Genomic DNA, 22485 nt, shown 5'->3' on the forward strand with positions numbered 1-22485 from the left:
AAGCGTGCCTCGTGCGGGGGAAGATGAAGGAGCCCGGCGGCGAAGGCCGCGAGATATTGACGCAATGCGGACGAGCGTGTTGCTTTCGCAACAGCAGCCCGGCGCGTGATGCTGTATTCGGAATACGGTTCGTTCCAGAGACCACGGACCTACTGAACGGCGCGCCTCCGACGAGGCGCGCCGTTTTTCTTGAGGCGATGGCACGGCGAACTTCTTTGCGCCGGGTAACGTTGGACAGCGACACCCCATGCGAAGGGATCGCTCCATGCTCGTTCGTCACATCGCAGTGTCCGCCGCCTTCCTCACCGGCCTAACCGGGGCCGCCCTGGCGCAGACGTCTCCCGCCCAGCCCCCTGCCTCCTCGGCGCCCGTCGTCGCGCCGCAATCCGGTTCGACCGGCTCGCCGAATGCCGCGACCATCTCGCCGAACGGCAATCCGGCCGACACGGTGACCACCAATTCCTCGGCGGGCGGCAATGCGGGCCAGCCCTCCCGCGCCGTGCCGCAGGGCGGCGGCAACTCGAAGTAGCTAAACCGGCCTCGCCCGGCGGACCTCTCCGCCGGGCGAGGCCTATAACCGCCTGATCCTCGGCTCGGCCCGATTCCCGAGCATCAGTTCGGTGAGGGCCCAGACGAGGGCGTCGAGGCGATCTGGCGAGGCGCCGCTCGACAGGCCGTCCGGTCCGAAGTCGCACATCTCGTCTTCGAGAACCGGCAACGCGCCGACATGGTGGACGAGACCGCGGGCGTAGAGCAGCGAGACCGGCTCCGCCCGCAGATATTTCCCCCGGCTGGCCCGAACCGGCATCACGGGCACGGCAGGATCGCACTGAGCGAGAACCGCCTCGGCCATCTCGCCCCCCTGGTTCACCTCGACCACGAGCGCGTCGGCCTGAAGCCGGTGGTAGAGCGCGAGGGCCGCCGCCGACCATGCCGTCGGCGTGGCGCGGGCGAGACTCTCATCCGCCAGCACGAACGCGCGCTCACCCTGCCGACCGGCGGCGACGATCCCGCAGGAATCCGAACGCGCCCCCGAACTCGCAGGCGGATCCACCGCCACGACGATCCGCGACAGGTCCGGCGCCGCAGCGACCCGCGACGCCTCGATTCCCTCCCGTGACCAAAGAGCATCCGGGCGGTCGGCGATGAGTTCGCCATCGAGTTCCTGCCGCCCGAGCCGCGTCCCGGCGTAGCGCCCAACCACGGCCGAGAGAAAATCCGGTGCCAAGTTGTCGGCATTGTCGTGGGTGCGGGCCCGGGTCACGACGGTGCGCGGATCCGACAGAAGCCGCCGGATCAGCGGGATCGGCCTCGGCGTGGTGGTGACGAGGCTGCGCGGCCGGGCGCCGAGGCGCAGGCCGAATTGCAGCATGTCGAAGGCGGCCTCCGCCTCCCGCCACTTGGCGATCTCGTCACACCACGCTGCGCCGAATTGCGGCCCACGCAAGGAATCCGCCTCCTCGGCCGAGAAGGCCTGGGCCATCGCCCCATTGTCCCACACCACCCGGCGGCGGCTCGGCAGCCAGAGGGGCCGCGCCCGGCCTCGACGGGGCAGGTTGAGCAGGCCGGATTCGCCCTCGATCATCACGTCGCGCACGTCGTGCAGCGTCTCGCCGACCAGGGCGATGCGCCCCACCGGCTCGGGAGTGAAGGCCCGGTCGCCCCGTGCCAGGGCATCGACCCATTCCGCGCCCGCCCGCGTCTTGCCGCAGCCGCGCCCGCCGATCACCGCCCAGGTCGTCCAGTCGCCCTCCGGCGGCAGCTGATCGGGCCTCGCCCGATGAAGCCAGTCCGCGTCGAGCCCGCGCAGCACCGTCGGCGGCAGGCTCCCGAGAAAGTCAGCGAGCGTCCCCGCTCGCGACAAAGCGATCAAAGCGTCGCGCGATCTCCTCCCGGAGTGCGCCGAGATCGCCGGGGGCATCGTCGGATCGGACAGGCTCGTCACGCGGCTCGCCCTCCCCTTCGTCATCGGATCCGAGATCGTCCAGAAGCTTCTTCAGCCCGCCGAGATCGCGCAGAACCTTGCCCGAATCGATGACCGGCTTCGGCTCCGACAGGGCCGCGTCGAGCACGGCGATCTGCCGGGCGACATGCGCCCTCAGCCGTGCCCGCAGCCGGTGCGAGTCCATCGCATCACCGCCGGATCCGAAGGTGTCTCGCAGGAGGGGGCCGGACTCGCGGGAAAAACCCGTCGCTTCAGCGAGATCGCCGGGATCGACCTCCGCCACGGCGAGCAGACGGGACATGGCGTCCCGCCGAACCACCGGCCATTTTTCGAGAGTTCGCCGTTGCGGGCGGGGAAGACGTGCCCCGGCCTGACGGCCACCGTTGGATGCCATCGGCCGCCCCCACACTTCTTGAGCGTGCCTCTTGTCTACCGAACCAGCGCCCGGCTGTCAACGATAAAAATCATAATCGGAGTTTTTCATCCTGCAACACAGGTTAAGATCACATCTCCTGTGTGCGCAGCCGGAACGGCACCCTACCCGGCACGTTGACCGGCGCGTTCTGTTCGGCCACCCATCCCGATAGCGCATAGAGTAGAGCATGGGCGAAACCCCATCATCGGCCGGACGGAGCGGATCCCAGGTGTCGGACGATGCGGGCGCGGCTGCGCTGAGCGATAGCTTTCGCCGTTTTGCGGACGTGGTGCCGCTGATGTTGTGGCGCTCCGATCAATACGGTCAGGCGGTCCATCACAACGAGTGCTGGCTCGAATTCACCGGGCGCAGCCTGGAGGACGAGCTCGGCAAGGGCTGGCGCGACGGGCTCCACCCGGAGGATTTCGATCGGCACGCCGAGATCGTCGCCAAGGCGCTGGAAGCGCGCGAACCGTTCACCGTGGAGTTTCGCCTGCGGCGCCACGACGGCGTCTACCGCTGGCTACTCGATACGGCCCGCCCCCTCGTGGAGGACGGCCGGTTCCTGGGCTATCTCGGCTCCTGTTTCGACATCACCGACCGGAAACATGCCGAGGAGCATATCGAGCATTCCCTCGCCGAGAAGGAGGCGTTGCTCGCCGAGGTCTATCACCGGGTGCGCAATAACCTCCAGGTGATGGTGAGCCTGATCGGCCTCTACGGCCGCGCCGCGCCCGAGGCCTGCCGGGGCAGCTTCGAAGCCCTGGGCCAGCGGGTGCGCGCCATCGCCTTGGTGCAGCAGCACCTGCACGAGGCGCCCCACATCGCCTCCATCGATCTGCGTGACTATCTGCGCCGCCTCGCCTCCGGCCTCGGCCAGTTGCGCCGCGCCGGGCGCATCGGGGTGCAGGTGAATGGCGGCGGCAACGGGCTGGTGGAGCCTCGCACCGCCAACGCCCTCGGCATGATCGTCGCCGAGATCGTGGCCGAATGCCTCGACGCCACCGCCGAAACGGTCGCCTGCTCCATCGCCATCGGGATCGAGGCGCCGCCGGATGGGCCGATCACCGTCTCGGTCGTCTCCAACGTCACCGACGTGGCCGAGCCCAACCGGCCGAACGTGCCGAAGCTCGGCCCGCGCCTCATCTCGGCCTACGCATCCCAGGCCGAGATCATCGCGAGCGGCGAGGCGACCCCCGCGAACCCCCTGCGGCTCCGTCTCCCGCTGCCCCGGGTGGACGAGAACGCCTGAGACGGGGTTGCGGCGCGATGCCGATTCGTCACCACGGTTTGCCTGTCCTATAGGGGCGAGCCTCTTTCGGACTTTCCGACCATGCTGCCGCCCATCGCGACCATCATCGAAAACTTCGAGATCGTTGAGGACGAGGACATGCGCCTCGAGTACCTCATCGAACTCGGCAAGGCCCTGCCCCCGCTGCCCGAAGCCCTCCGCAACGAGACGAACCGCGTTCACGGCTGCGAAAGCCAGGTTTGGATCGATACGTCAGTCAGCGAGGACGGCGGCACGCCGCACCTCGTGCTGCAAGGCTTCAGCGACTCGTTCATCGTCCGCGGCTTCGTCGCTTTGATGATCGCGTTCTACACGGGCAAGACCCCGCAGGAGGCGGCCAAGCTGGATGGCCTGGATCTGTTCCGGCAGCTTCACTTCGGTGCCCACGTGACGTCCAAGCGCTCTAACGGGGTTCGGGCGATGGTCGAGCGCATCCATCGCGACGCCGTGCGGCTCGCGGCCTGACGGGACGCCTTGGCGAGGGCCTGCAAAAGGTCTCGGACCTTCTGACACCAGGACCTCGGCTCAGGCCCGGTGGCGCCACAGGCGCGTGCGGGCCTGGTCGGGACCGCGGGCTTCGCGCTCCAGGCCGTAATGCTCGGCGAGGCGGGCCAGCGCGATGCGGGCCACGACCTTGGCCGATCGCGCGGGCCAGCGCCGCTCCGCCTCGATGCGTTCGAGCCCCTTGAGAAAGCCGCACAGATCGAGGAGCAGATCCGACAGGTCGTGCCCCACGGCCGCCAACGCCGTGCGGACCCGCTGGCGGGCCGCCACCGCCCCGTCGGACGCCCCCGCCACATCGCGCACGCCGCCGCCATCGACGCGCGGCGCCGTCCAATCCGTGCCCATCTTCGGCAGCATCAGCGCCTGCGTGATGTCCCGGCGCAGGCGCTCACCCGCCTCGTACTCGATCGGATCGATCATCGGGCGTCCGTCGCGGTCCCGCCGCCGGGCCATCCAGGCGAGCGGGCTCTCACTCGCATCGCGCAGGGGCGGTTCGTTGGCGGCCCGGCCCCGCACGACGTCGAGATGCTGCGCCCGGAACGGCTCGATCTCGCCACCTTGCTCGCGCCGCAGCCGCGCAAGGCCCGCCGCCGCGATGGTAAGGCGCCCGCCTTCGCCACCCGCGACGAGGTCGGCCTCCTGCAACTCCTGTCCGGCCTGACGCGAGAAGCGCCCCCCGCCGACCGAGACCCCGGCCTCCTCCCGGCGAATGATCAGGGCGTCTCCGTCGAACGGGTCAGGCCGCGCATCGGCTCCGGGAGCGGCAAGCGCCGCGAGGAGGCGTGTGGCCTCGCGCGACAGGATCACGCCCGCCTGCTCCCGTGGCCTCTGAGGCTTCCGCAGCGTGCCGTTTCGACCCTGCATCTTCTCACCGACCCGCCGCCGACTCAGCCGGAACCCTGGAATGTCGCTGCGCTTGTTCATGTTTTGTTCCTGTGAGGGACTGCACTGGTCGGCCATCCAGGAACGTATCAGACAAAAGTCTTAAGTCAAGAAAATAGGCTGATTGCGTCCACAGGCCCCTATCGCCTGGGCCGCGTCGGCGGATGGCGCAGCACCTCTGCCACCTCCTCCTCTGACTTGCCGCGAACCTCGTAGCCCATGGACTCGAACCGGTCGACCAACGCCTCGCTGGTCTCGGCCGAGCGCGCCGCCCAGTCGGCGAGACGGGCATTCACCGCCTCGAGGTCTTCGGCGGGATGCGCCTCGCCGGTCACGGGATCGCGCACCATTTTCGCTCCTCGCACCACCATTTGCCGCAGGCTCGGCCCGTCTGAAACGCAGGGCGGGCCGAAGCGTTGCGGTTCCGCCCCGGATCGTGATCCGGGGCTCGGCGGTCAGGCGGCCCTGCTGACGCTTTCACGTGGCTGGCCGAGACCGATCGCCTTGGCGAGGTCGGAGCGGGCCTGGGCATAGTTGGGCGCCACCATCGGGTAGTCCGAGGGCAGGCCCCACTTCGCCCGGTACTGCTCCGGGCTCATGTTGTACTTGGCGCGCAGGTGCCGCTTCAGCGACTTGAAGCTCCGCCCGTCCTCCAGGCAGATGATGAACTCGTTGGTCACGGACTTCTTGATCGGAACCGCCGGCTCCGGTGCCGCGGCCGGGGCCTGCGCCACGACCTTGCCCGTGGCCACGCCGACCAGCGCCTGATTGATGCGCTCAATGAGCGGCACGAGTTCGTCAGCCGCCACGGACCTGCTGCTGACGTAGGATGTAGCGATCTTGATGGTCATCCGTGCCCGATCGAGCGCGATTTGCTGTCTTTGCATGGCCTTAAATCCTCACCCCTCTTCAGATAATGAAAAACGCAAGCTTAACGCCGAGAGACACTGCCGTAGTTAACGGTTTTACTGACTAATCGGCGATAAATGCTCCGGTATTTCGCAGAACCAAACTTCGATTTAGCCGCATCATGCAGCACAGACGTCGATTATGTCATCAAAAAACACGCTGCAAGACGCAGATGCGCGAAAATTGACGAATCAATTGCTTCAAGGAATGCGAATTTGACTTGGTAAATCTCTCCCTTGGTGGAAATACGCCCTACAATACTATCCGTAGTTGCTTTGCGGCCTAACCGCCTCCCCCGGCTTGCCTCCGTCGGCCGCTCGCGGCACACCCGGCGCGATGCAATCCAAGACGGAGCTGGCGCAGATGCTGAAGGGTAAGGGCGGGAACGCTCCGGTCGCCGAGGTCCGCCCGTCGCCGGTCGCCGTCCACGGGCAGGAGGTCCAGGACGACTATGCGTGGCTGAAGGCCGCGAACTGGCAGGCGGTGCTGAAGGATCCCGCCGAGTTGCCGGAGGACATCGCCGCCTATCTGCGGGCCGAGAACGCTTATACCGACGCGGCACTCGCCGACACGGCCGACCTGCGCAAGCGCCTCGTCGCCGAGATGCGCGGGCGCATCCGCGAGGACGATAGCGGCGTGCCCGAGCCGGACGGTCCCTTCGCCTATTACACCCGTCACCGGGATGGCGGGCAGCACCCGCTGGTCTGCCGCCGCCCCACCCGGCCAGAGGCGCCTCTGGGCCGGGACGGCGAGGAGACCATCCTCATCGACGGCGACCGGGAGGGCGAGGGTCTGCCCTTCTTCGAGATCGCCTCGGCTGCCCATTCGGACGACCACCGCTTGCTGGCCTGGGGCGCGGACACCAAGGGCTCGGAACTGCATGCGATCCGCGTGCGCGACCTCGCCACGGGCGAGGACGGCGCCGACCTGATCGAGGCGACCTCCGGCGAGGCCGTCTGGACGGCGGACGGCACGGGCTTCTGGTATGTCGCCCTCGACGCCAACCACCGCCCGGCGCGGGTGATGCTGCACCGGCTCGGACAGCCGCAGGCCAGGGACGAGACGGTCTATGTCGAGCCCGATGCAGGCTACTTCGTCCACATCTCGGAGACGCAGTCCGGCCGGTTCCTCGCCATCACCGCGAGCGACCACGAGACCTCGGAGGTGCGCCTCATCGACCGTGCCGCGCCCACGGCCCCGGCCCTGCTCGTCCAGGCCCGCGAGCCGTTGCTGATCTATTCGGTCGATGACCACGGCGAGACGCTGTTCATCCGCACGAACGCGGACGGCGCAGAGGATTTCAAGGTCGTCACCGCCCCGCTCTCCGATCCGGGGCGCGGCCAGTGGCGGGATCTGGTGCCGCACCGGGCGGGGGTGATGATCCGCCACCTACACGTGCTGTCAGGACACATGGTGCGGCTCGAGATCGAGAACGCGAAGCCCCGCATCGTCGTGCGCGATCTGCTCGACGGACAGGAGCATCTGGTCGCCTTCGAGGAGGAGGCGTATTCCCTCGGCCTCCAGCCCGGAGCTGAGTTCGACACGGCGCGGATCCGCTTCGTCTATTCCTCAATGACGACCCCGGCCGAGACCTTCGATTACGATTGCCGCAGCCGCGAACGCTACCTGCGCAAGCGGCAGGAGGTGCCGAGCGGGCACGATCCGGCGAATTACGTGACGCGCCGCCTCTTCGCCACCGCGCCCGACGGGCAGGAGGTGCCGATCTCCCTGCTGCACCGGAAGGGCCAGCCCCTCGACGGCTCGGCGTCGTTGCTGCTGTACGGCTACGGCTCCTACGGCACGCTGATGCCGGCGGCCTTCCGCACGAATCTCCTGTCCCTCGTGGATCGCGGCTTCGTCTACGCCATCGCCCACGTGCGCGGAGGGACGGAGAAGGGCTGGCGCTGGTATCTCGACGGGAAGCGCGAGAAGAAGCCGAACACCTTCACCGATTTCGTGGCCTGCGCCCGAGCGCTGATCGCAGCGGGCTACACGGCGGAGAAGCGCATCGTCGCGCATGGCGGCTCGGCGGGCGGCATGCTCATGGGGGCGGTGGCCAACATCGCGCCGGAACTGTTCGGGGGCATCGTCGCGGACGTGCCCTTCGTGGACGTGCTGAACACGATGCTCGACGCGAACCTGCCGCTGACTCCGCCGGAATGGCCCGAATGGGGCAACCCGGCCGAGAGCAAAGCCGCCTTCGAGACGATCCTGTCCTATTCGCCCTATGACAACGTGCAGGCGAAGGACTATCCGGCGATCCTGGCCTTGGGCGGCCTCACCGATCCGCGCGTGACCTATTGGGAGCCCGCGAAATGGGTGGCGCGCCTGCGCGCGACCATGACCGGAGGCGGCCCCATCCTCCTCAAGATCAACATGGAGGCGGGCCACGGCGGCGCTGCCGGCCGCTTCGACCGCCTGGAAGAGGTGGCGCTGATCTACGCCTTCGCCCTGGCCGCAGTGGGGGTGGAGTAGCCGAGGAGGCGCCGCCCTCGGCTTTGCGAGCGTCAGCGAGACAATCCAGCGATTCGCCACGCCTGGGAATGTCCCGCAGCCCTGGATCGCTCCACTGCGTTCGCGATGACGGTACGAATTATGGCTGTGGCGCCGCCGGCTCCGGCGCGGGCGAAGCTTGGTTTTCCAAGCGCTCGCGGGCTTGGCGTTCGGCTTCCTCGGCGGCGAGCTTGTCGGCGTAGGCCTTGAGGGCGGTGGCACGAGCCTTGTCGAACTCGATCCGGTCGCGGCGGCGCTGGCGCTCCACCTGATCCGCCTCGTTCAATTCGAGGGTCTCCAACTCGCGCTGGAGCACGAAGGCCGCAAGGCCCGACGAGAGCGATCCGACATCGACGGCGCGGGCCGGATCGGCAAGGCTGCCGGTGAGGGCGTATTGCACGGACGGCGCCCCCGCCGGCCAGCCTTGCGGAACCGTGCCGCCGCTGAGCGTTCCGCGCGCATCGAGACGGTCGTCGCGGAGATCGGCGGTGACGCTGCCGGTCCAGCGGGCGGGGCCGAGATCGACATCGAGGGGCCCGGCCCGCAGGACGCCGCCGACGATGGTGGCGGGAGCCGAGACCGGCGCCCTCGCCTGCGCCCCCGCCTTCCCGAGTTCCTGCGTGACCATGGCGAGGAGCCGCCCTTCACGAAGAGGATCCTCGGCTTCGCTGGCGACGGTGAGCGCGCGGCCCAGGGCGGCGGGATCGAGCCCCGAAACGCTGAGGTCCTTGAGGGTGAGGCGACCGCTGCCGGCGAGATTGGCGGCCAGCGCCGAAAGGGTTTCGGCACTTGCCGCGAAGCGCAGATCGGCGGTGAGGCGACCGCCGAGTGCCCGGCCACCCGACAGGCTGGTCAGGGAGAGATCCTCCGCGCGGCCCTCGCCCGTCATTGCGAGCGCGCTGGCCCTTCGTGCCAGGGTCGCGGTGCCCGACAGGCGCCCGTCGGCGAAGCGCGCCGTCAGCCCCCCGAGGGTCAACGTGTCGGGTTCGAGTCCGAAGGTGAGCGCCGCATCGGTCGCGATCAGCCCCCGCCCAAGGTCGAGCTGTCCGACGCGCAGGTCCAGGGTGCCGTGCGGCCGGTTCGGCAAGGGCGCGGCACGTCCGCCCTCCTGCGGCATCAGGAGCGCGGTGGCGAGGCGCGGCAGCGACAGGCGCGCGAGGCTCGCCCGGCCGCGAATGGCGCCATCCTCCGCACGGGCCAGGGTCGCCTCTACGGCACCGCCCGCGATCCGTCCGGTCACGGCCACCTGCGGATCACCTGCCTCGGTCGAGAGAACCAGGGTGAGGTCGGCGGGCCATGCGCCGGGTTCGAGCCGTGCCGCGCCCGCGAGCGTCAGGAATGGGGCGAGGTCGGTGGCGCGCAGGGTGACCTGTCCGCTCTCGGGCGTAAGGCTTCGCGCCGGAAGCAGGATCGGCGTGCCGGTGGTCAGGCTCAGGCCCGCCACAGTGCCTGTAAGGGTCAGGGACAGCCCCTCGCGACGGGGCTCGGCGGTGACGCGAAGGTCCGCAGGCTGCTGAAGGCCGAGAATGTCGCTGCGGCCGAACCACGATCCCGCCTTCGCGGTGGTGAGCGTACCGCTTCCGGCGGCAAGGCGACCATCCCGGCTGCGCACCGAGAGGTCCAGGGTGCCGCCCCCCGCATTGCCCTTGGCCTGGACCCGCAGGCCGCCATCGTCCTGCGCGGCCCTGTCGATGACCACGGCGAGGTCGAGGGGGGCCGTCCGGAGGAATTCGGGCACCGCCCGGATGTCGTCCGACCAGACCCGTTCGAGCAGGCCGATCAGGGGCGCGGCGGCGGGAGCCCGGAGCCGCCCCGCGATGCGGCCGGTCCCGTCCGCCGCGATCGTGCCGGAGAGCGTCGCGCTCGCCCCGGCGAGGTCGATCACGTCGAGACTATCGACCACGAAGCTCCGGCCATCGGACTCGATCCGTGCCGCGATGGTGCCCGCGCCGGATCCGACCGCACCGAAGCGGACATCCTTGGCTTGCAGGGTCAGGGCAAGATCCACGTCGCGCAGGGCCGCCAGGGTCGTTCCAAGGGGCGGCAGGGCGGCGACATCGAGGTTGCTCGCGAGCAGCTGGGCCTCGAACCGGCCCCTCGCCCCGCCATTCGGGCCGAGATAGCGGGCATTGCCGCTGATCCGCGCGGGCCCAAACCCAGCGCGAAGGTTGCGCAAGGAAAAGTCCTTGGCCGAGGCCGCGACATCGGCAGCGAGATCGATGGGCCGCCCGTCGAGCAGACCGACCAGGGGGCCCTCGGCGCCGAGGCGGCGCAGCAGGCGCCCGAGCCCGTCCGATTGCTGGGCGCCGATGGCGACCGGCCCGGTGAAGCGAAGGGGCGCGCCCTCGATCTCTCCGCTCAGCGACACGTTCGCCTCGCCAGGGGCGGTGGCCGACAGGCGCCGAAGCAGCAACCCGCCGCCCCGCTCCGCCGTGCCCGCCACCACGAGGTCTCGCCATTCGGCGACCCCGAAGGCGGCGCTCTCCACCGCGACGTCGAAATCGAGCATCACCGGCAGACCCCAGCCGCCCTGCGGGACGCCGCGTGCCAGCAGCGCCTGCCCCTCGGTCGCGGTGAGGAAGGCATCGAGGTCGAGCCGCCGCGCCTTGAGCGAGACGGCCGCGCGCCATTGGTGCAGATCGAGCTGCCCGGTGCCTTCGAGGCGCAGGGACTTGCCGCCGGGATCGATATCCAGGCTCGCCTGATCGAAGCGCACCTGCGTCCCACGCGACTTGAAGGCACCCGCCACCGTGAAGGGGAGATAGGCCCCCGCCGCCTGGGACGGCGGGCCGACGACGAGCTTCGCAGTGCCTTCCGCCGTCACATTGCTCGCAGGGGGCTCATCCTGGTCGGGGGTGAGGCCGAAGCGGGCATCCACCTCGAACACGGGCGTGGCGTCGCCGCCGCCGGAGATCTTCACAGGCAGGCGGCCCTCGGGATCGGGGGTTCCGCTCACGGCGCGGAAGGGCACGCCGCCGCTCGTCGCCTCGACCCGCCACGGCCCGATCAGGGCGGGCGATTGCACCCGGACATCCTCGGCCGTGAACTGATCGGTCCGCCCGGTCGTGACCACCGCCGTAGTGACGAGGAATTGCTGGATCTGCAGGTTCTCGATGGCGAGATCCCGGTCGCGGAGGCCGTCGAGCCATCCCTTGGGCAGGCGGACCGCCTCGCCCTCGCCGAGCGGCAGGCGGATCTCGGCCCGGCCGATCCGGGTTTCGGTGAAGCGCGCCTCGCCCTTGAGGAGCGGCGCCAGGGCGATCTCGGCCTTCACAAAGCGGGCATCGAGGGACGGACCGCCCTTCGCGCCGAGGACGAGCCGATCGACCCGGAGGCGCGGCGATGGCAGGAGCCGCACCTCGATGCGGCCCTGGCTCTGCACAGACAGTCCGAGGGATTGCGACAGCGTCCGGTCGATGAAGGCCCGGTGGGCCGTCCAGTCGATGAAGGGCGGAACGGCCAGCGCCGCGATCAGGACGAGGACGATCGCGCCTGCCAGCGCGGTCAGCAGATCACGCACCGTTCCGGTTCCAGACCTCACATCGCGATGCGCCATGAAACGCGCGGTCGCGTGCCCCCATGGGCCACCCGACCGCGCCTATAGCATGACGAGCGAGAGGCCGCGCGAGCCTCGCCGGGGCAATTTACGCCGCGGTGAATCCCGCGTCGCCGGGCAGCTCAGCGGCCGACGCGCGGGATCGGCGCGGGCGGCGGCGGCGGGGCCGCATTCTGGCTGCGCTGGATGGTCATCATCGTGGTGTTGTTCTGGCTCGTCGAGTCCTGTTGCATCGTGCGGTTGTTGCTCATGGTCGACATGGACTGGTTGGCCGCGTTCGGGTTGCCCTGCTGCACCTGCGCGAAGGCCGGGGCGGCCGAGAACGCGAGGGGAAGGGCGGCGGCGAGGGCGATCCCCGCGAGGCGGTTCGTGTTGGGCATGGCTCGGCCTTTCGGCTGTCGGGTGGGCCTATGGGAGAACAAGCCTCGGCCCGTGACGCGGTTCCGGGCGCGCGCTGGGGCCGCACGGGCGGCTGCGGCCTCGACGCCGTTCGCGATTTGGTCCAGTGAAGGACGATGCAGAACCGCCCGAACGCCCTGCCCGCCGCGGACGGCCCCTCCGCTTCGATCACCGCCCGCGCCCTCGGCGCCCTGAGGCGGGATTCGGATGGCTACCTCGATGGGCTGAACCCGGAACAGCGCCTCGCCGTCGAGACGACGGAGGGGCCGATCCTCGTTCTGGCGGGCGCGGGCACGGGCAAGACGCGGGTTCTGACCACACGCATCGCTCACCTCATCTCGACCGGCCGGGCACGGCCCTTCGACATCCTGGCCGTGACCTTCACCAACAAGGCCGCGCGGGAGATGAAACACCGGATCGGCACGCTGATCGGCCCGGCGGGCGAGGGCATGCCGTGGCTCGGCACGTTCCACGCCATCGGCACCAAGATCCTGCGTCGCCACGCGGAACTGGTCGGGCTGAAGTCGGACTTCACCATCCTCGGCACCGACGACCAGTTGCGCCTGATGAAACAGGTGCTGGCCGACCAGAACATCGACGAGAAGCGCTGGCCCGCCCGCTCCCTGTCCCACCTGATCGATGGCTGGAAGAATCGCGGCCTCACGCCGGATCAGGTGCCGCCGGGCGAGGCGACGTCCTTCGCCTTCGGCAAGGGCGGCGCGCTCTACACGGCCTATCAGGCCAGGCTCGCCACCCTCAACGCGGTCGATTTCGGCGACCTCCTGTTGCTCTGCCTGAAGCTGTGGCGGGACAACACCGATATCCTGGAAAGCTATCAGGACCGGTTCCGCTACATCCTGGTGGACGAGTATCAGGACACCAACGTCGCCCAATACCTCTGGCTGAGGCTGCTGGCCCAGAAGCGCAAGAACGTCGCTTGCGTCGGTGACGACGACCAGTCGATCTATGGCTGGCGCGGGGCCGAGGTCGACAACATCCTACGGTTCGAGCACGATTTCCCCGGGGCCACCGTGGTGCGCCTGGAGCGCAACTACCGCTCGACGGGGCACATCCTGGCCGCCGCCTCGGGGCTGATCGCCAAGAACGAGAGCCGCCTCGGCAAGACCCTGCGCACCGAGGACGAGCCGGGCGAGCCCGTGACCGTGACGGGCGCCTGGGATTCGGAGGAGGAGGCACGGCTGCTGGCCGAGGCGATCGAGTCGCTTCAATCCAAGAAGCATCCGCTCTCGGAGATCGCCGTCCTCGTGCGCATCTCGGCGCAGATGCGCGAGATCGAAGATCGCTTCGTCCAGCTCGGACTACCCTACCGGGTGATCGGCGGCCCGCGCTTCTACGAGCGGGCCGAGATCCGCGATGCGCTGGCGTATCTGCGCGTCACGATGAATGTGAGTGACGACCTCGCCTTCGAGCGGATCGTCAACACGCCGAAGCGGGGTCTCGGCGACGCGACGCTCCAGCAACTGCACGCCTACGGCCGGGCCGAGCGGGTGCCGCTGCTCGTCGCCGCCCGCCGCCTGTGCGAGACGGACGAGTTGAAGCCCAAGGTTCGCCAGACCCTGCGGGCCCTGACCGAGAGTTTTTCCCGCTGGGCGCGCCTCGTGGAGTCGCAACCCCATTCCGAGGTGGCCCAGACGATCCTCGAAGAGTCCGGCTACACTGAAATGTGGCAGAAGGACCGCTCGGCCGACGCCGCCGGGCGCCTGGAGAACCTGAAGGAATTCGTCCGCTCCATGGAGGAATTCCCCGACATGGCGGCCTTCCTCGAACACGTCTCCCTGGTGATGGAAGCCTCCGAGGCCGAGGGCGCCGAGCGCGTCTCGCTGATGACGCTCCACGCCGCCAAGGGGCTCGAATTCGACACCGTGTTCCTCCCCGGCTGGGAGGACGGCCTGTTCCCGAACCAGCGCGCCCTCGACGAGAGCGGCCGGGCGGGGCTCGAGGAAGAGCGCCGTCTCGCCCATGTCGGGCTGACGCGGGCGCGCAAGCGCGCCAAGCTCTCCTTCGCCGTGAACCGTCGCATCCACGGGCTCTGGTCTTCGACCATTCCGTCGCGCTTCATCGACGAACTGCCTGCCGCCTCGGTCGACGTGGTGGAGGCCCCGGCCCATTACTCGGCGGGCGCCTCACGCTTCGACCGCAACCCGCAGCCGTTCGGATCGAGCTACGGCACGCCCGGCTGGCAGCGAGCCCAGGAGCGGACGAACGCCAATTCCGGCGGGCGCGGCTTCGGCGCCTCCCCGGGGCGTCGGGGCGTCTCTTCCGGCCCACGGCAGATCGAGGGCGAGCTGATCGCCAAATCGACGGGCACACCTTCGGCCTTCAGCGAGGGCCAGCGGGTGTTCCACACCAAATTCGGCCCCGGCAACGTCGCGGCGGTGGACGGCAACAAGCTCACCGTCGACTTCGACAAGGCAGGCCGCAAGATGGTGCTGGAAAGCTTCGTCCAGCCCGCCTGAGCGTGGCCGCAGGGACACGGCGCGGCGGCAAGCTTCGCCTTTTCCTCGCCGAGGCCGAAAACCGTCACCCGCGAGTCACACCCGGCGAACAAATCTGCCGCGCAGCCGATTTTGGTGCGTCGGTTGCTTCGTCGGCTCCGTTCCGGGTGCGAAATGATTTACTCTCCACAGGCAACCTTCGAAGGCCCGGAACTTCGATGAGCGACAAGAATTGGCTCGTCGAAATGCTTGTGAACAGCAGGAGTACGTAGACTACGTCATTTCAGTAACACGTCCAGATAGGCCAGTCCCGTTGGAGTGTTGACCCATGAAGAGACGCCGTGCACGCCTTGAACTGGTTGAAGATCGTACGTCCCGCCTCCACCGCACACGCTTCGACGAAGAACGGCATTTAAGCCCGATCCAACCCCTGACGGATCGTCAGGCCGAATATCTCGAAGCCCTCGGCCGCTCCCCGCAAGTCATCGTCCTCGGCCCCGCGGGCACCGGAAAGACTTTCATCGCCGGAACCCGTGCCGCCGATCAGCTCCGTCAGCGACGCATCAACAAGGTCGTCATCACGCGGCCCAACGTTCCCTCGGGACGGTCGCTCGGCTTCTTCCCCGGAACCCTCGAAGAGAAGATCGCTCCCTGGGTCGCCCCGCTCACCGAGGCGATGAAGGAACGGATGGGCGCAGGCGCCTTCGAGATCGCCCTCAAGGCCGGCGACATCGAGATCGTGCCCTTCGAAGTGATGCGCGGGCGCACCTTCAAGAACTGCCTCGTGATCCTCGATGAGGCGCAGAACACCACCACCAACGAGATCAAGATGTTCCTGACCCGCATCGGCGACGATTGCCAGGTCATCATCAACGGCGACGTCTCACAGACCGACCTTCGCGAAACCTCCGGCCTGCGCACGGTCATCCACCTGATCAAGAGCCGGATGATGCCGATCCCGGTCGTGGAGTTCACCCGCGCCGACATCGTCCGTTCCGGCATCTGCGCCGAATGGGTCGCAGCTTTCGAGGAAACGAATCTGTGACTTGACCGTTACTCACGGCGGGCCGGCTGGGTCCGCCGTGCCGATCCGGCACGAGACTTCTCCCTCGAACCTCCCCCTGCGGGAGGACGAACCGGGCCTGATCCCGGCAAACGGAAGAATTGGAGTCTCCCTCGTGAGGAAACTGACCCTGACCGCCGCCGCCTTCGCGTCGCTGTTCGGCGCGGCGCTGGCGACCCCCGCCCTGGCCGTCCCCGCCTCCCCCGCCGGCATCGCCGCTCCGGAGACGATGACCGAAGCCGTGCGGATGACCCCGATGGAGCGCCGCATGATGCACCGTCGCATGGAGCGTCGCATGATGCACCGGCACATGGAGCGCCGCATGATGCGCCGCCACATGGAGCGCCGTATGATGCGCCGGGGCATGTAAAGCCCTTCTCGCCCTCCGGCCTCGCCGGGGGGCGTTTTCGTTTCAGGGGCATCGCGCGCCACCGACATTGCCCCGGCCGCGCGAGATTCCTATGTCGGAGCGCTTGCCGGTCCCGGATCCGCCTGCGCCGCCGGCGCGGCCTCCGGCGACCGATCCGGGAGACCGAGATGCCCCCCTCAAACCGTCTGTTCGACGACCTCGCCCGCCTGATGACGGATGCCGCCGGCGCCGCTCAGGGAGTCCGCCGCGAAGCCGAGACCGTCGTGCGCGCCCAGGCCGAAAGGCTGATCCGCGACCTCGACGTCGCCTCCCGCGAAGAGCTCGACGTGCTCCGCGACCTCGTCACCTCCCTGCGCACCCAGAACGAGGCCCTGACCGCCCGCGTCGCGGCTCTGGAGGCGAAAAGCACCACCGCGGCGGCCCCTGCGGCAGGCGCCGCGGGCCTGAGCGAGGGCGTCTGATTCCACGGGAATCGGTTTTGCACAGGAAGCGGCGGCGGCGATTCCGTTTCCTGTTCACCGATCCCGCAATCGGCTTTGTGTCGCGAGTCGCGCCCGGTCTATATTGAGCCATGGGCTGATTCGGGGGAGGCGGAAGGATGAGTTCGGGGATTTCCCAGTCGTTCTCTTCGTCCTTCTCTCTTTAAGGCCAAACTAACCTCGATTTCGGGGCGTCATGGCGCCTCCGCTCAAGTCTTCATGGTGCCGGCACGGAGTCAATCCGCGCCGTCAAGCTGGATCGTCATGCCGCTGCTTAACATCGACTATTTCGATCCGCATCGAACCGAGCACCCGCTCGACGTGGTCGAACGGTTGGCCTCGCTGCGCGATTGGATCTTCGACCGGGCCGAGACGGACGAAATGTCCGTCACCAGCCCCGGCCGGTGGACGGATTATCATGTGGCCTTCACCTGGATCGAGGATGTCGAGGCCCTCCACGTGGCCTGCGCCTTCGACCTGAAGGTGCCGGAGCGTCGGCGTGCCGAAATCCAGCGTTTGATCGCTCTGGTGAACGAGCAACTCTGGATCGGTCACTTCGACCTTTGGTCCAGCGACCATGTGGTGATGTTCCGCCACTCACTGCTTCTGGCGGGCGGCGTGGCGCCGACCCAGCCGCAATGCGCGACCATGATGAAATGCGCGGTCGATGCCTGCGAGCGCTACTTTCAGGCATTCCAGTTCGTCCTCTGGGCGGGCAAGAATGCCCGCGAGTCGCTGGACGCCGCCCTGTTCGAGACCGAAGGCGAGGCGTGAGCACCGCCGAGAGAGGCATGCCCGCCTCGCTGATGCTGGTCGGCGCGGGCAAGATGGGCGGGGCGATGCTGGCGGGCTGGCTCGATGCCGGGCTCGACCCCGCCGCAACCACGGTGATGGACCCGTTTCCCTCCGAGGGGATGACGCGGCTCTGCGCCGAGCGCGGCGTGGCCCTCAACCCCGCCGATCCGTCCCCGGCCGCGGTGCTCGTCCTGGCGATCAAGCCGCAGGGACTCGATGCGGCGGCGCCCGATCTCGACCGGTTGATCGGACCTGGGACACTCCTCGTCTCCGTTCTGGCGGGTAAGACGGTAGCGAACCTGCGCGGGCGCCTGCCCTCGGCGCGGTCCGTGGTGCGGGCCATGCCGAACCTTCCGGCCAGCATCGGGCACGGCGCCACGGGCGCCTTTGCGAATGAAGCCGTCGAGGCCGGCCAGCGGGCCAGCGCGGAGGTGCTGCTCTCGGCCGCCGGAATGACCGCGTGGCTCGATGACGAGGCGCTGATCGACGCCGTCACCGCCGTGTCGGGCTCCGGCCCGGCCTATGTCTTCCTCATGGTCGAGACCCTGACCGAGGCGGGCATCGCGGCGGGGTTGCCCGCCGAGGTGGCGGGTCGGCTGGCGCGGGCGACGGTCGCCGGATCGGGCGCCCTTCTCGAGGCGGACCCGACCGAGGCGGGTGCCCTTCGGCAGGCCGTGACCTCCCCTGGCGGCACGACGGCAGCCGCGCTCGCCGTGCTCATGGCCGAGGATGGGATGGCCCCGCTGATGCGTCGGGCGGTGGCGGCGGCGCAGCACCGGGCGGGTGAACTCGCGGGCTGATCGTCTGCGGCATCCCGCGCGCGCCCCTGACAGCGGCGGGATCGGCTCCTAAATGAGGAGCACGACCAATCAACCGACGACGGGACGATGACCGAACCCAAAGGCCCGACCAAGCGGACCCGCAAGGCTGCGGAGCCGGTTGCATCCGCCGAGACGAAGGCTCCCGCCGGAACCGAGACCAAGGCGTCTGCCGCGAGTGAGACGAAGCCCGAGGCTTCCGCACCCAAGGTGTCGCCGCGCGAGGCTGCGGTCGAGGCGCTGATGCGGCTGGCCGCCGAGCAGCCCTGGAACGACATCGAAGTCAGCGACATCGCCCGGGAGGCAGGGCTGACCCTGGCGGAGCTGCGCGAGCTGTTCCCGTCGAAGGGCGCGGTGCTCGGCGGTCTTGCCCGGATCATCGACCGCAAGGTGCTGGAAGACGACGGGACCGATCTCGCCGACGAGCCGACACGGGAGCGTCTGTTCGACGTGCTGATGCGTCGGCTCGACGCGATGACGCCGTACAAGACCGCCCTGCGGCGGATCTCCTATTCCCTGCGTGGCGATCCCTTTTCGCTGCTCGCCCTCAACGGGGTGATGCTGAATTCGCATCGCTATATGCTGGCGGCAGCCGGCATCGACACGGAGGGCCCGCTGGGTCAGCTGAAGTTGCAGGGTGTCGTGATCGCGTTCGCCCGCGTCACCCAGGTCTGGCTGGATGACGAGGATCCGGCGCTGGCCCGGACCATGGCGCGGCTCGACAAGGAAATTCGCAACGGCGAGCGCTTCATGGAACGGGCGGAGGATGCCCGGCGCCTCACCGCGCCGCTTCGCGCCATCGGCCGATCGCTGCTGGAGCGCCGCTCGCGCTCCGACCGCGAGGATCGCCTGCGGGACGAGCCCCCGATCCCCTGATCGGTCTTAGGACAGCCGCCCGGATAGGACGTCGCGAACCGTGCCGACCATCTCGCCGCCGGTGAGACGGTCTCGCTCGATGGTGAGAGCGTCGGGGATCAGGTCGGCGGCCTCGTCATCGAGGTCGTCGCTGGCGAACACGATTCGCAGATGGGGCCGCAACTCACGGGCCTCCACCGCGAGGCGAGCGCCGCAGAGATTGCCCTTCAATGCGGCATCGATGATCATGATGTCGACGGGAAGCCCCAGGGCCAGAACCGTCATCGCATCGACACCGCGATCGCACACAGTGGCCTGGAAACCGACCTGGTGAACCTGCGCCGCCGCTTCGTCGCGCCAGCGCTTGTTATGCCCGACGACGAGCACCTGAATGCGGTAACACCCCCCGGCGACGGAAGGAAACCGTTCGGCGGGTCCGACGGCGGCTGATCCCATCGTGCAAGACCACCACTTCGCGTTGCAATGCGATATGGTATGCCGCACACCGGGAAACACGCAAGGGCTCGACGCGCGATTTTGCCTCAAAGGATACCCTTGGTGCCCAAGGGCCAGGCATGCATGGAAAGCGGCGCGGATTTGGGCAACTGCTTCGGGATCGGTTGACGCCGACAGGCCACGGCGGGCAACACCTCGCCGCGGCCGGTCTCATACCGGATCACGGAGTCCTCGATTCGATGTCGTCCAAGCCGTCGCCCGTCTCGCCCCTCGCGCCCACAACCTATCCCGATCTGCCGCCCGTCGCGGGCGTCCGCCTCGCTACGGCCCAGGCGGGGATCCGTTACAGCGGTCGCACTGACGTGTTGTATGTCGGGCTCGACGCGGGCACCCGGGCGGCGGGCGTGTTCACGCGCTCCAAGTGCCCTTCCGCGCCGGTCGATTGGTGCCGGGACGCCCTCGCGAACGGCTCGGCCCGCGCCCTGGTGGTCAATTCGGGCAACGCCAACGCCTTCACCGGCCGCCTGGGCCGCGAGGCGGTCGCCAAGACGGCGGTGATCGCCGCGCAGGCCGCCGGATGCGCCGAGAACGAGGTCTACATCGCCTCGACGGGCGTGATCGGCGAGCCGCTGCCCGCCGAGCGATTCGAGGGCGTGCTCGCGGATTGCGCGGGCCGTGCGCAGGACGGCGCCGCGGCGTGGGCCGAGGCGGCCAAGGCGATCATGACCACCGACACCTTCCCCAAGCTCGCGACCCGCGAGGCGGAGATCGGCGGCAAGCGGGTGCGCATCAACGGCATCGCCAAGGGCGCCGGGATGATCGCCCCGGATATGGCGACCATGCTGGCTTTCGTCTTCACCGACGCCGCTCTCTCTCAGTCGGCGGCCCAGGCCCTGCTGAAGGGCGGCGCCGATGACAGCTTCAACTGCGTGACGGTCGATGGCGATACCTCGACCTCCGACACGCTGATGCTGTTCGCCACCGGCAAGGCTGGGAATGCCGAGGTCGCGGAGGCCAGCGATCCGGCGCTGGCTGGCTTCAAGGCCGCCCTCGACGATTTGCTGATCGAACTCGCGCAACTCGTCGCCCGCGACGGAGAGGGTGCGCGCAAGTTCGTAACGGTGAAGGTGGGCGGCGCCGAAAGCGACGCCTCGGCGCACAGGATCGCCCTCTCCATCGCCAACTCGCCGCTGGTGAAGACCGCCGTGGCGGGCGAAGACGCGAATTGGGGCCGCGTGGTCATGGCGGTCGGCAAGGCCGGAGAGCCCGCCGACCGAGATCGCCTCGCGATCTGGTTCGGGGACGTGCGCGTCGCCGTCGAGGGCGCCCGTGACCCCGCCTACAGCGAGGATGCGGCGAGCGCTGTGATGCGCGAAGCGGAGGTAGAGATCCGCGTCGATCTCGGCCTCGGCTCGGGCAAGGCCCGCGTTTGGACCTGCGATCTGACCAAGGCCTATATCGAGATCAACGGGGATTACCGCTCGTGAGAGCCGCTCCCCTCGCGCTGGTTCTGGCCGCCCTCGGCGGTGGGGCCGTGGCCGACGAGGCCCCCTGCGCCCGGAACGTCAGCGTGGTCGGCCACGCCTCGTCCGCCCAGGCCCCGGATTTCGCGGAGATCGCAGTGGGTATCGAGGCCAAGGGCCCCAATGCCGCGACCGCCCTCGATGCCGCGTCGAAGGCCGTGGCAGGGATATCCGCCCTCGCCCGCGAGGCCGGGATCCCACCGGCCGACATCGGCACGGCGGCGGTCAGCCTCCAACCCATCACTCGCCCGGTGACGCGGCCGGGCGGCGGCACCAGGGAGGAGCCGGATGGCTACATGGCGACCAATGTGGTCCGCCTGCGCGTCGGCGACATGGGCCGCCTCGGTGACCTCCTGAGACGCACGCTCGATTCGGGGGCGAACCGCATCGACGGCATCACCTTCGGCCTGCGCGATCCCGAGGCCGCCCGCGCTGCCCTTCAGGTCGCCGCCGCCAAGGATGCGCGCACCCGCGCTGTAGCCCTCGCCGAGGCGGTGGGCGCCAAGCTCGGATCGCTCTGCACCCTCTCGGCCCTCGACGGTGCTCCCCCGCCCTATCCGATGCGCGCCATGGCGAGCCGCGCGGTGAAGGCGGCGCCCGTTCCGGTGGAAGCCGGGACCATCGAGAGCACGGCCTCCGTCACCGCGACCTTCGCGCTCGCGCCATGAGCGGCCCTCGCCTTCTCCTCGTCGTCGCCGTCGCCCTCGTGGATGCGGACGGGCGCGTGCTGGTGAGCGAGCGCCCGGCAGGCAAGCAGCTCGCGGGGCTCTGGGAATTCCCCGGGGGCAAGGTCGAGCCCGGCGAACGGCCGGAGGAGACGCTCATCCGCGAGTTGTCGGAAGAGCTCGGCATCACGGTCGAGGAGCCCTGTCTCGCACCTCTCACCTTCGCGAGCCACGCCTATCCCGACTTCCATCTGCTGATGCCGCTCTACGTCTGCCGCCGCTGGGAAGGCACGCCGCGCTCGCTCGAAGGGCAGGCGCTCAAATGGGTGCAGCCCCGCGCGCTCCGCGACCTCGCCATGCCCCCGGCAGACGCGCCGCTGATCCCGTTCCTGATCGATCTGCTCGGATAACGTTCCCCCGTCATCGCGAGCGCAGCGAAGCGATCGAGGATAGCGGGTCCTAGCCTTATGTAGCGGGTCCCTGGATTGCTTCGCTCCGCTCGCAATGACGGCGTCGTTTGAATTTGCCGCCTTCGAAAAATATTTTTATCGGCGCTTCAAGTGAAAGCCGGGCGCCTCGCCGCGTCCGGCTTCGTCGTTTCAAGCATATCG

22 protein-coding genes are annotated in these 22485 nt (G+C 68.9%); 14 read left to right on the forward strand and 8 right to left on the reverse strand.

What is annotated here, in order from left to right:
- Positions 1–265 precede the first annotated feature (265 nt).
- A complete protein-coding gene (locus tag J4O73_RS02605) occupies positions 266–529 on the forward strand; it encodes a hypothetical protein (RefSeq protein ID WP_426214336.1) in 264 nt (87 codons plus the stop codon).
- A gap of 42 nt (positions 530–571) precedes the next feature.
- Here J4O73_RS02605 and J4O73_RS02610 read toward each other — a convergent pair whose 3' ends face one another.
- On the reverse strand, positions 572–1864 hold the full coding sequence (locus J4O73_RS02610; RefSeq protein ID WP_426214882.1) for a DNA-packaging protein: 1293 nt from the start codon (positions 1862–1864) through the stop codon (positions 572–574).
- The gene (locus J4O73_RS02615) at positions 1839–2246 is read right to left on the reverse strand and encodes a hypothetical protein (RefSeq protein WP_426214337.1); all 408 of its coding nucleotides are present in this window, start codon (positions 2244–2246) and stop codon (positions 1839–1841) included. Before J4O73_RS02615 ends, J4O73_RS02610 begins: the two co-directional genes overlap by 26 nt.
- A gap of 301 nt (positions 2247–2547) precedes the next feature.
- On the opposite strand from J4O73_RS02615, the gene J4O73_RS02620 reads away from it, so the two are divergent.
- Complete coding sequence (locus tag J4O73_RS02620; protein WP_426214338.1) at positions 2548–3612, forward strand: sensor histidine kinase; 1065 nt, start codon at positions 2548–2550, stop codon at positions 3610–3612.
- An 81-nt stretch (positions 3613–3693) separates the two neighbouring features.
- A complete protein-coding gene (locus J4O73_RS02625; RefSeq protein ID WP_426214339.1) occupies positions 3694–4116 on the forward strand; it encodes a SufE family protein in 423 nt (140 codons plus the stop codon).
- 60 nt (positions 4117–4176) lie between these two features.
- Here J4O73_RS02625 and J4O73_RS02630 read toward each other — a convergent pair whose 3' ends face one another.
- The 3 genes from J4O73_RS02630 to J4O73_RS02640 all read right to left on the reverse strand — a co-directional run bounded on the left by J4O73_RS02630 (position 4177) and on the right by J4O73_RS02640 (position 5924).
- Positions 4177–5019, reverse strand: coding sequence for a DUF6456 domain-containing protein (locus J4O73_RS02630; RefSeq protein WP_426214884.1), 843 nt, complete (start codon positions 5017–5019; stop codon positions 4177–4179).
- A 158-nt stretch (positions 5020–5177) separates the two neighbouring features.
- Positions 5178–5387: a hypothetical protein gene (locus J4O73_RS02635; protein WP_426214340.1), complete on the reverse strand. Its 210-nt coding sequence runs from the start codon at positions 5385–5387 to the stop codon at positions 5178–5180.
- 105 nt (positions 5388–5492) lie between these two features.
- The gene (locus tag J4O73_RS02640) at positions 5493–5924 is read right to left on the reverse strand and encodes a MucR family transcriptional regulator (RefSeq protein ID WP_426214341.1); all 432 of its coding nucleotides are present in this window, start codon (positions 5922–5924) and stop codon (positions 5493–5495) included.
- A 358-nt stretch (positions 5925–6282) separates the two neighbouring features.
- On the opposite strand from J4O73_RS02640, the gene J4O73_RS02645 reads away from it, so the two are divergent.
- Entirely contained in the window at positions 6283–8421 is a 2139-nt protein-coding gene (locus J4O73_RS02645) for a S9 family peptidase (RefSeq protein ID WP_426214342.1), read from the forward strand.
- A 118-nt stretch (positions 8422–8539) separates the two neighbouring features.
- Here J4O73_RS02645 and J4O73_RS02650 read toward each other — a convergent pair whose 3' ends face one another.
- Together J4O73_RS02650 and J4O73_RS02655 are read right to left on the reverse strand one after the other, a co-directional pair.
- Positions 8540–11959 carry an AsmA-like C-terminal region-containing protein gene (locus J4O73_RS02650; RefSeq protein ID WP_426214343.1) on the reverse strand — a complete coding sequence of 1140 codons (3420 nt, stop codon included), beginning with the start codon at positions 11957–11959 and terminating at the stop codon, positions 8540–8542.
- Between the two features lie 158 nt (positions 11960–12117).
- On the reverse strand, positions 12118–12375 hold the full coding sequence (locus tag J4O73_RS02655; protein WP_426214344.1) for a hypothetical protein: 258 nt from the start codon (positions 12373–12375) through the stop codon (positions 12118–12120).
- 135 nt (positions 12376–12510) lie between these two features.
- On the opposite strand from J4O73_RS02655, the gene J4O73_RS02660 reads away from it, so the two are divergent.
- From J4O73_RS02660 to J4O73_RS02690, 7 genes are all read left to right on the forward strand, one after another.
- On the forward strand, positions 12511–14871 hold the full coding sequence (locus J4O73_RS02660; protein WP_426214345.1) for an ATP-dependent helicase: 2361 nt from the start codon (positions 12511–12513) through the stop codon (positions 14869–14871).
- A 307-nt stretch (positions 14872–15178) separates the two neighbouring features.
- Positions 15179–15895, forward strand: coding sequence for a PhoH family protein (locus J4O73_RS02665; protein WP_426214346.1), 717 nt, complete (start codon positions 15179–15181; stop codon positions 15893–15895).
- A 133-nt stretch (positions 15896–16028) separates the two neighbouring features.
- Positions 16029–16283: a hypothetical protein gene (locus J4O73_RS02670; RefSeq protein ID WP_378968478.1), complete on the forward strand. Its 255-nt coding sequence runs from the start codon at positions 16029–16031 to the stop codon at positions 16281–16283.
- Positions 16284–16450: 167 nt separating this feature from the next.
- On the forward strand, positions 16451–16744 hold the full coding sequence (locus J4O73_RS02675; protein WP_426214347.1) for an accessory factor UbiK family protein: 294 nt from the start codon (positions 16451–16453) through the stop codon (positions 16742–16744).
- Between the two features lie 282 nt (positions 16745–17026).
- Positions 17027–17536: a YbjN domain-containing protein gene (locus J4O73_RS02680; protein WP_426214348.1), complete on the forward strand. Its 510-nt coding sequence runs from the start codon at positions 17027–17029 to the stop codon at positions 17534–17536.
- Positions 17537–17553: 17 nt separating this feature from the next.
- Positions 17554–18357, forward strand: coding sequence for a pyrroline-5-carboxylate reductase (proC, locus tag J4O73_RS02685; RefSeq protein ID WP_426214349.1), 804 nt, complete (start codon positions 17554–17556; stop codon positions 18355–18357).
- Positions 18358–18444: 87 nt separating this feature from the next.
- Positions 18445–19251 carry a TetR/AcrR family transcriptional regulator gene (locus J4O73_RS02690; RefSeq protein ID WP_426214350.1) on the forward strand — a complete coding sequence of 269 codons (807 nt, stop codon included), beginning with the start codon at positions 18445–18447 and terminating at the stop codon, positions 19249–19251.
- Between the two features lie 6 nt (positions 19252–19257).
- Here J4O73_RS02690 and J4O73_RS02695 read toward each other — a convergent pair whose 3' ends face one another.
- Complete coding sequence (locus J4O73_RS02695; RefSeq protein ID WP_426214351.1) at positions 19258–19686, reverse strand: histidine kinase; 429 nt, start codon at positions 19684–19686, stop codon at positions 19258–19260.
- A 239-nt stretch (positions 19687–19925) separates the two neighbouring features.
- Between J4O73_RS02695 and argJ the strand changes: the two genes are divergently transcribed.
- From argJ to J4O73_RS02710, 3 genes are read left to right on the forward strand one after another with little or no spacing between them, the layout of a single operon-like run.
- Positions 19926–21173, forward strand: coding sequence for a bifunctional glutamate N-acetyltransferase/amino-acid acetyltransferase ArgJ (argJ, locus tag J4O73_RS02700; protein WP_426214352.1), 1248 nt, complete (start codon positions 19926–19928; stop codon positions 21171–21173).
- The gene (locus tag J4O73_RS02705) at positions 21170–21877 is read left to right on the forward strand and encodes an SIMPL domain-containing protein (protein WP_426214353.1); all 708 of its coding nucleotides are present in this window, start codon (positions 21170–21172) and stop codon (positions 21875–21877) included. The genes argJ and J4O73_RS02705 overlap by 4 nt, the downstream gene beginning before the upstream one ends.
- Positions 21874–22284, forward strand: coding sequence for a (deoxy)nucleoside triphosphate pyrophosphohydrolase (locus J4O73_RS02710; protein ID WP_426214354.1), 411 nt, complete (start codon positions 21874–21876; stop codon positions 22282–22284). The genes J4O73_RS02705 and J4O73_RS02710 overlap by 4 nt, the downstream gene beginning before the upstream one ends.
- Positions 22285–22485 lie beyond the last annotated feature (201 nt).

It is taken from the genome of Methylobacterium sp. NFXW15, assembly GCF_049887755.1.
Lineage (GTDB): Bacteria > Pseudomonadota > Alphaproteobacteria > Rhizobiales > Beijerinckiaceae > Methylobacterium.

What these genes read in the sequence shown, in the direction of transcription:
- J4O73_RS02605 (WP_426214336.1), top strand. Translation starts at nt 266, where the DNA reads ATGCTCGTTCGTCACATCGCAGTGTCCGCCGCCTTCCTCACCGGCCTA.
- J4O73_RS02615 (WP_426214337.1), bottom strand. Translation starts at nt 2,246, where the DNA reads ATGTCCCGTCTGCTCGCCGTGGCGGAGGTCGATCCCGGCGATCTCGCT.
- J4O73_RS02620 (WP_426214338.1), top strand. Translation starts at nt 2,548, where the DNA reads ATGGGCGAAACCCCATCATCGGCCGGACGGAGCGGATCCCAGGTGTCG.
- J4O73_RS02625 (WP_426214339.1), top strand. Translation starts at nt 3,694, where the DNA reads ATGCTGCCGCCCATCGCGACCATCATCGAAAACTTCGAGATCGTTGAG.
- J4O73_RS02630 (WP_426214884.1), bottom strand. Translation starts at nt 5,019, where the DNA reads ATGCAGGGTCGAAACGGCACGCTGCGGAAGCCTCAGAGGCCACGGGAG.
- J4O73_RS02635 (WP_426214340.1), bottom strand. Translation starts at nt 5,387, where the DNA reads ATGGTGCGCGATCCCGTGACCGGCGAGGCGCATCCCGCCGAAGACCTC.
- J4O73_RS02640 (WP_426214341.1), bottom strand. Translation starts at nt 5,924, where the DNA reads ATGCAAAGACAGCAAATCGCGCTCGATCGGGCACGGATGACCATCAAG.
- J4O73_RS02645 (WP_426214342.1), top strand. Translation starts at nt 6,283, where the DNA reads ATGCAATCCAAGACGGAGCTGGCGCAGATGCTGAAGGGTAAGGGCGGG.
- J4O73_RS02655 (WP_426214344.1), bottom strand. Translation starts at nt 12,375, where the DNA reads ATGCCCAACACGAACCGCCTCGCGGGGATCGCCCTCGCCGCCGCCCTT.
- J4O73_RS02660 (WP_426214345.1), top strand. Translation starts at nt 12,511, where the DNA reads ATGCAGAACCGCCCGAACGCCCTGCCCGCCGCGGACGGCCCCTCCGCT.
- J4O73_RS02665 (WP_426214346.1), top strand. Translation starts at nt 15,179, where the DNA reads ATGAAGAGACGCCGTGCACGCCTTGAACTGGTTGAAGATCGTACGTCC.
- J4O73_RS02675 (WP_426214347.1), top strand. Translation starts at nt 16,451, where the DNA reads ATGCCCCCCTCAAACCGTCTGTTCGACGACCTCGCCCGCCTGATGACG.
- J4O73_RS02680 (WP_426214348.1), top strand. Translation starts at nt 17,027, where the DNA reads ATGCCGCTGCTTAACATCGACTATTTCGATCCGCATCGAACCGAGCAC.
- proC (WP_426214349.1), top strand. Translation starts at nt 17,554, where the DNA reads ATGCCCGCCTCGCTGATGCTGGTCGGCGCGGGCAAGATGGGCGGGGCG.
- J4O73_RS02690 (WP_426214350.1), top strand. Translation starts at nt 18,445, where the DNA reads ATGACCGAACCCAAAGGCCCGACCAAGCGGACCCGCAAGGCTGCGGAG.
- J4O73_RS02695 (WP_426214351.1), bottom strand. Translation starts at nt 19,686, where the DNA reads ATGGGATCAGCCGCCGTCGGACCCGCCGAACGGTTTCCTTCCGTCGCC.
- argJ (WP_426214352.1), top strand. Translation starts at nt 19,926, where the DNA reads ATGTCGTCCAAGCCGTCGCCCGTCTCGCCCCTCGCGCCCACAACCTAT.
- J4O73_RS02710 (WP_426214354.1), top strand. Translation starts at nt 21,874, where the DNA reads ATGAGCGGCCCTCGCCTTCTCCTCGTCGTCGCCGTCGCCCTCGTGGAT.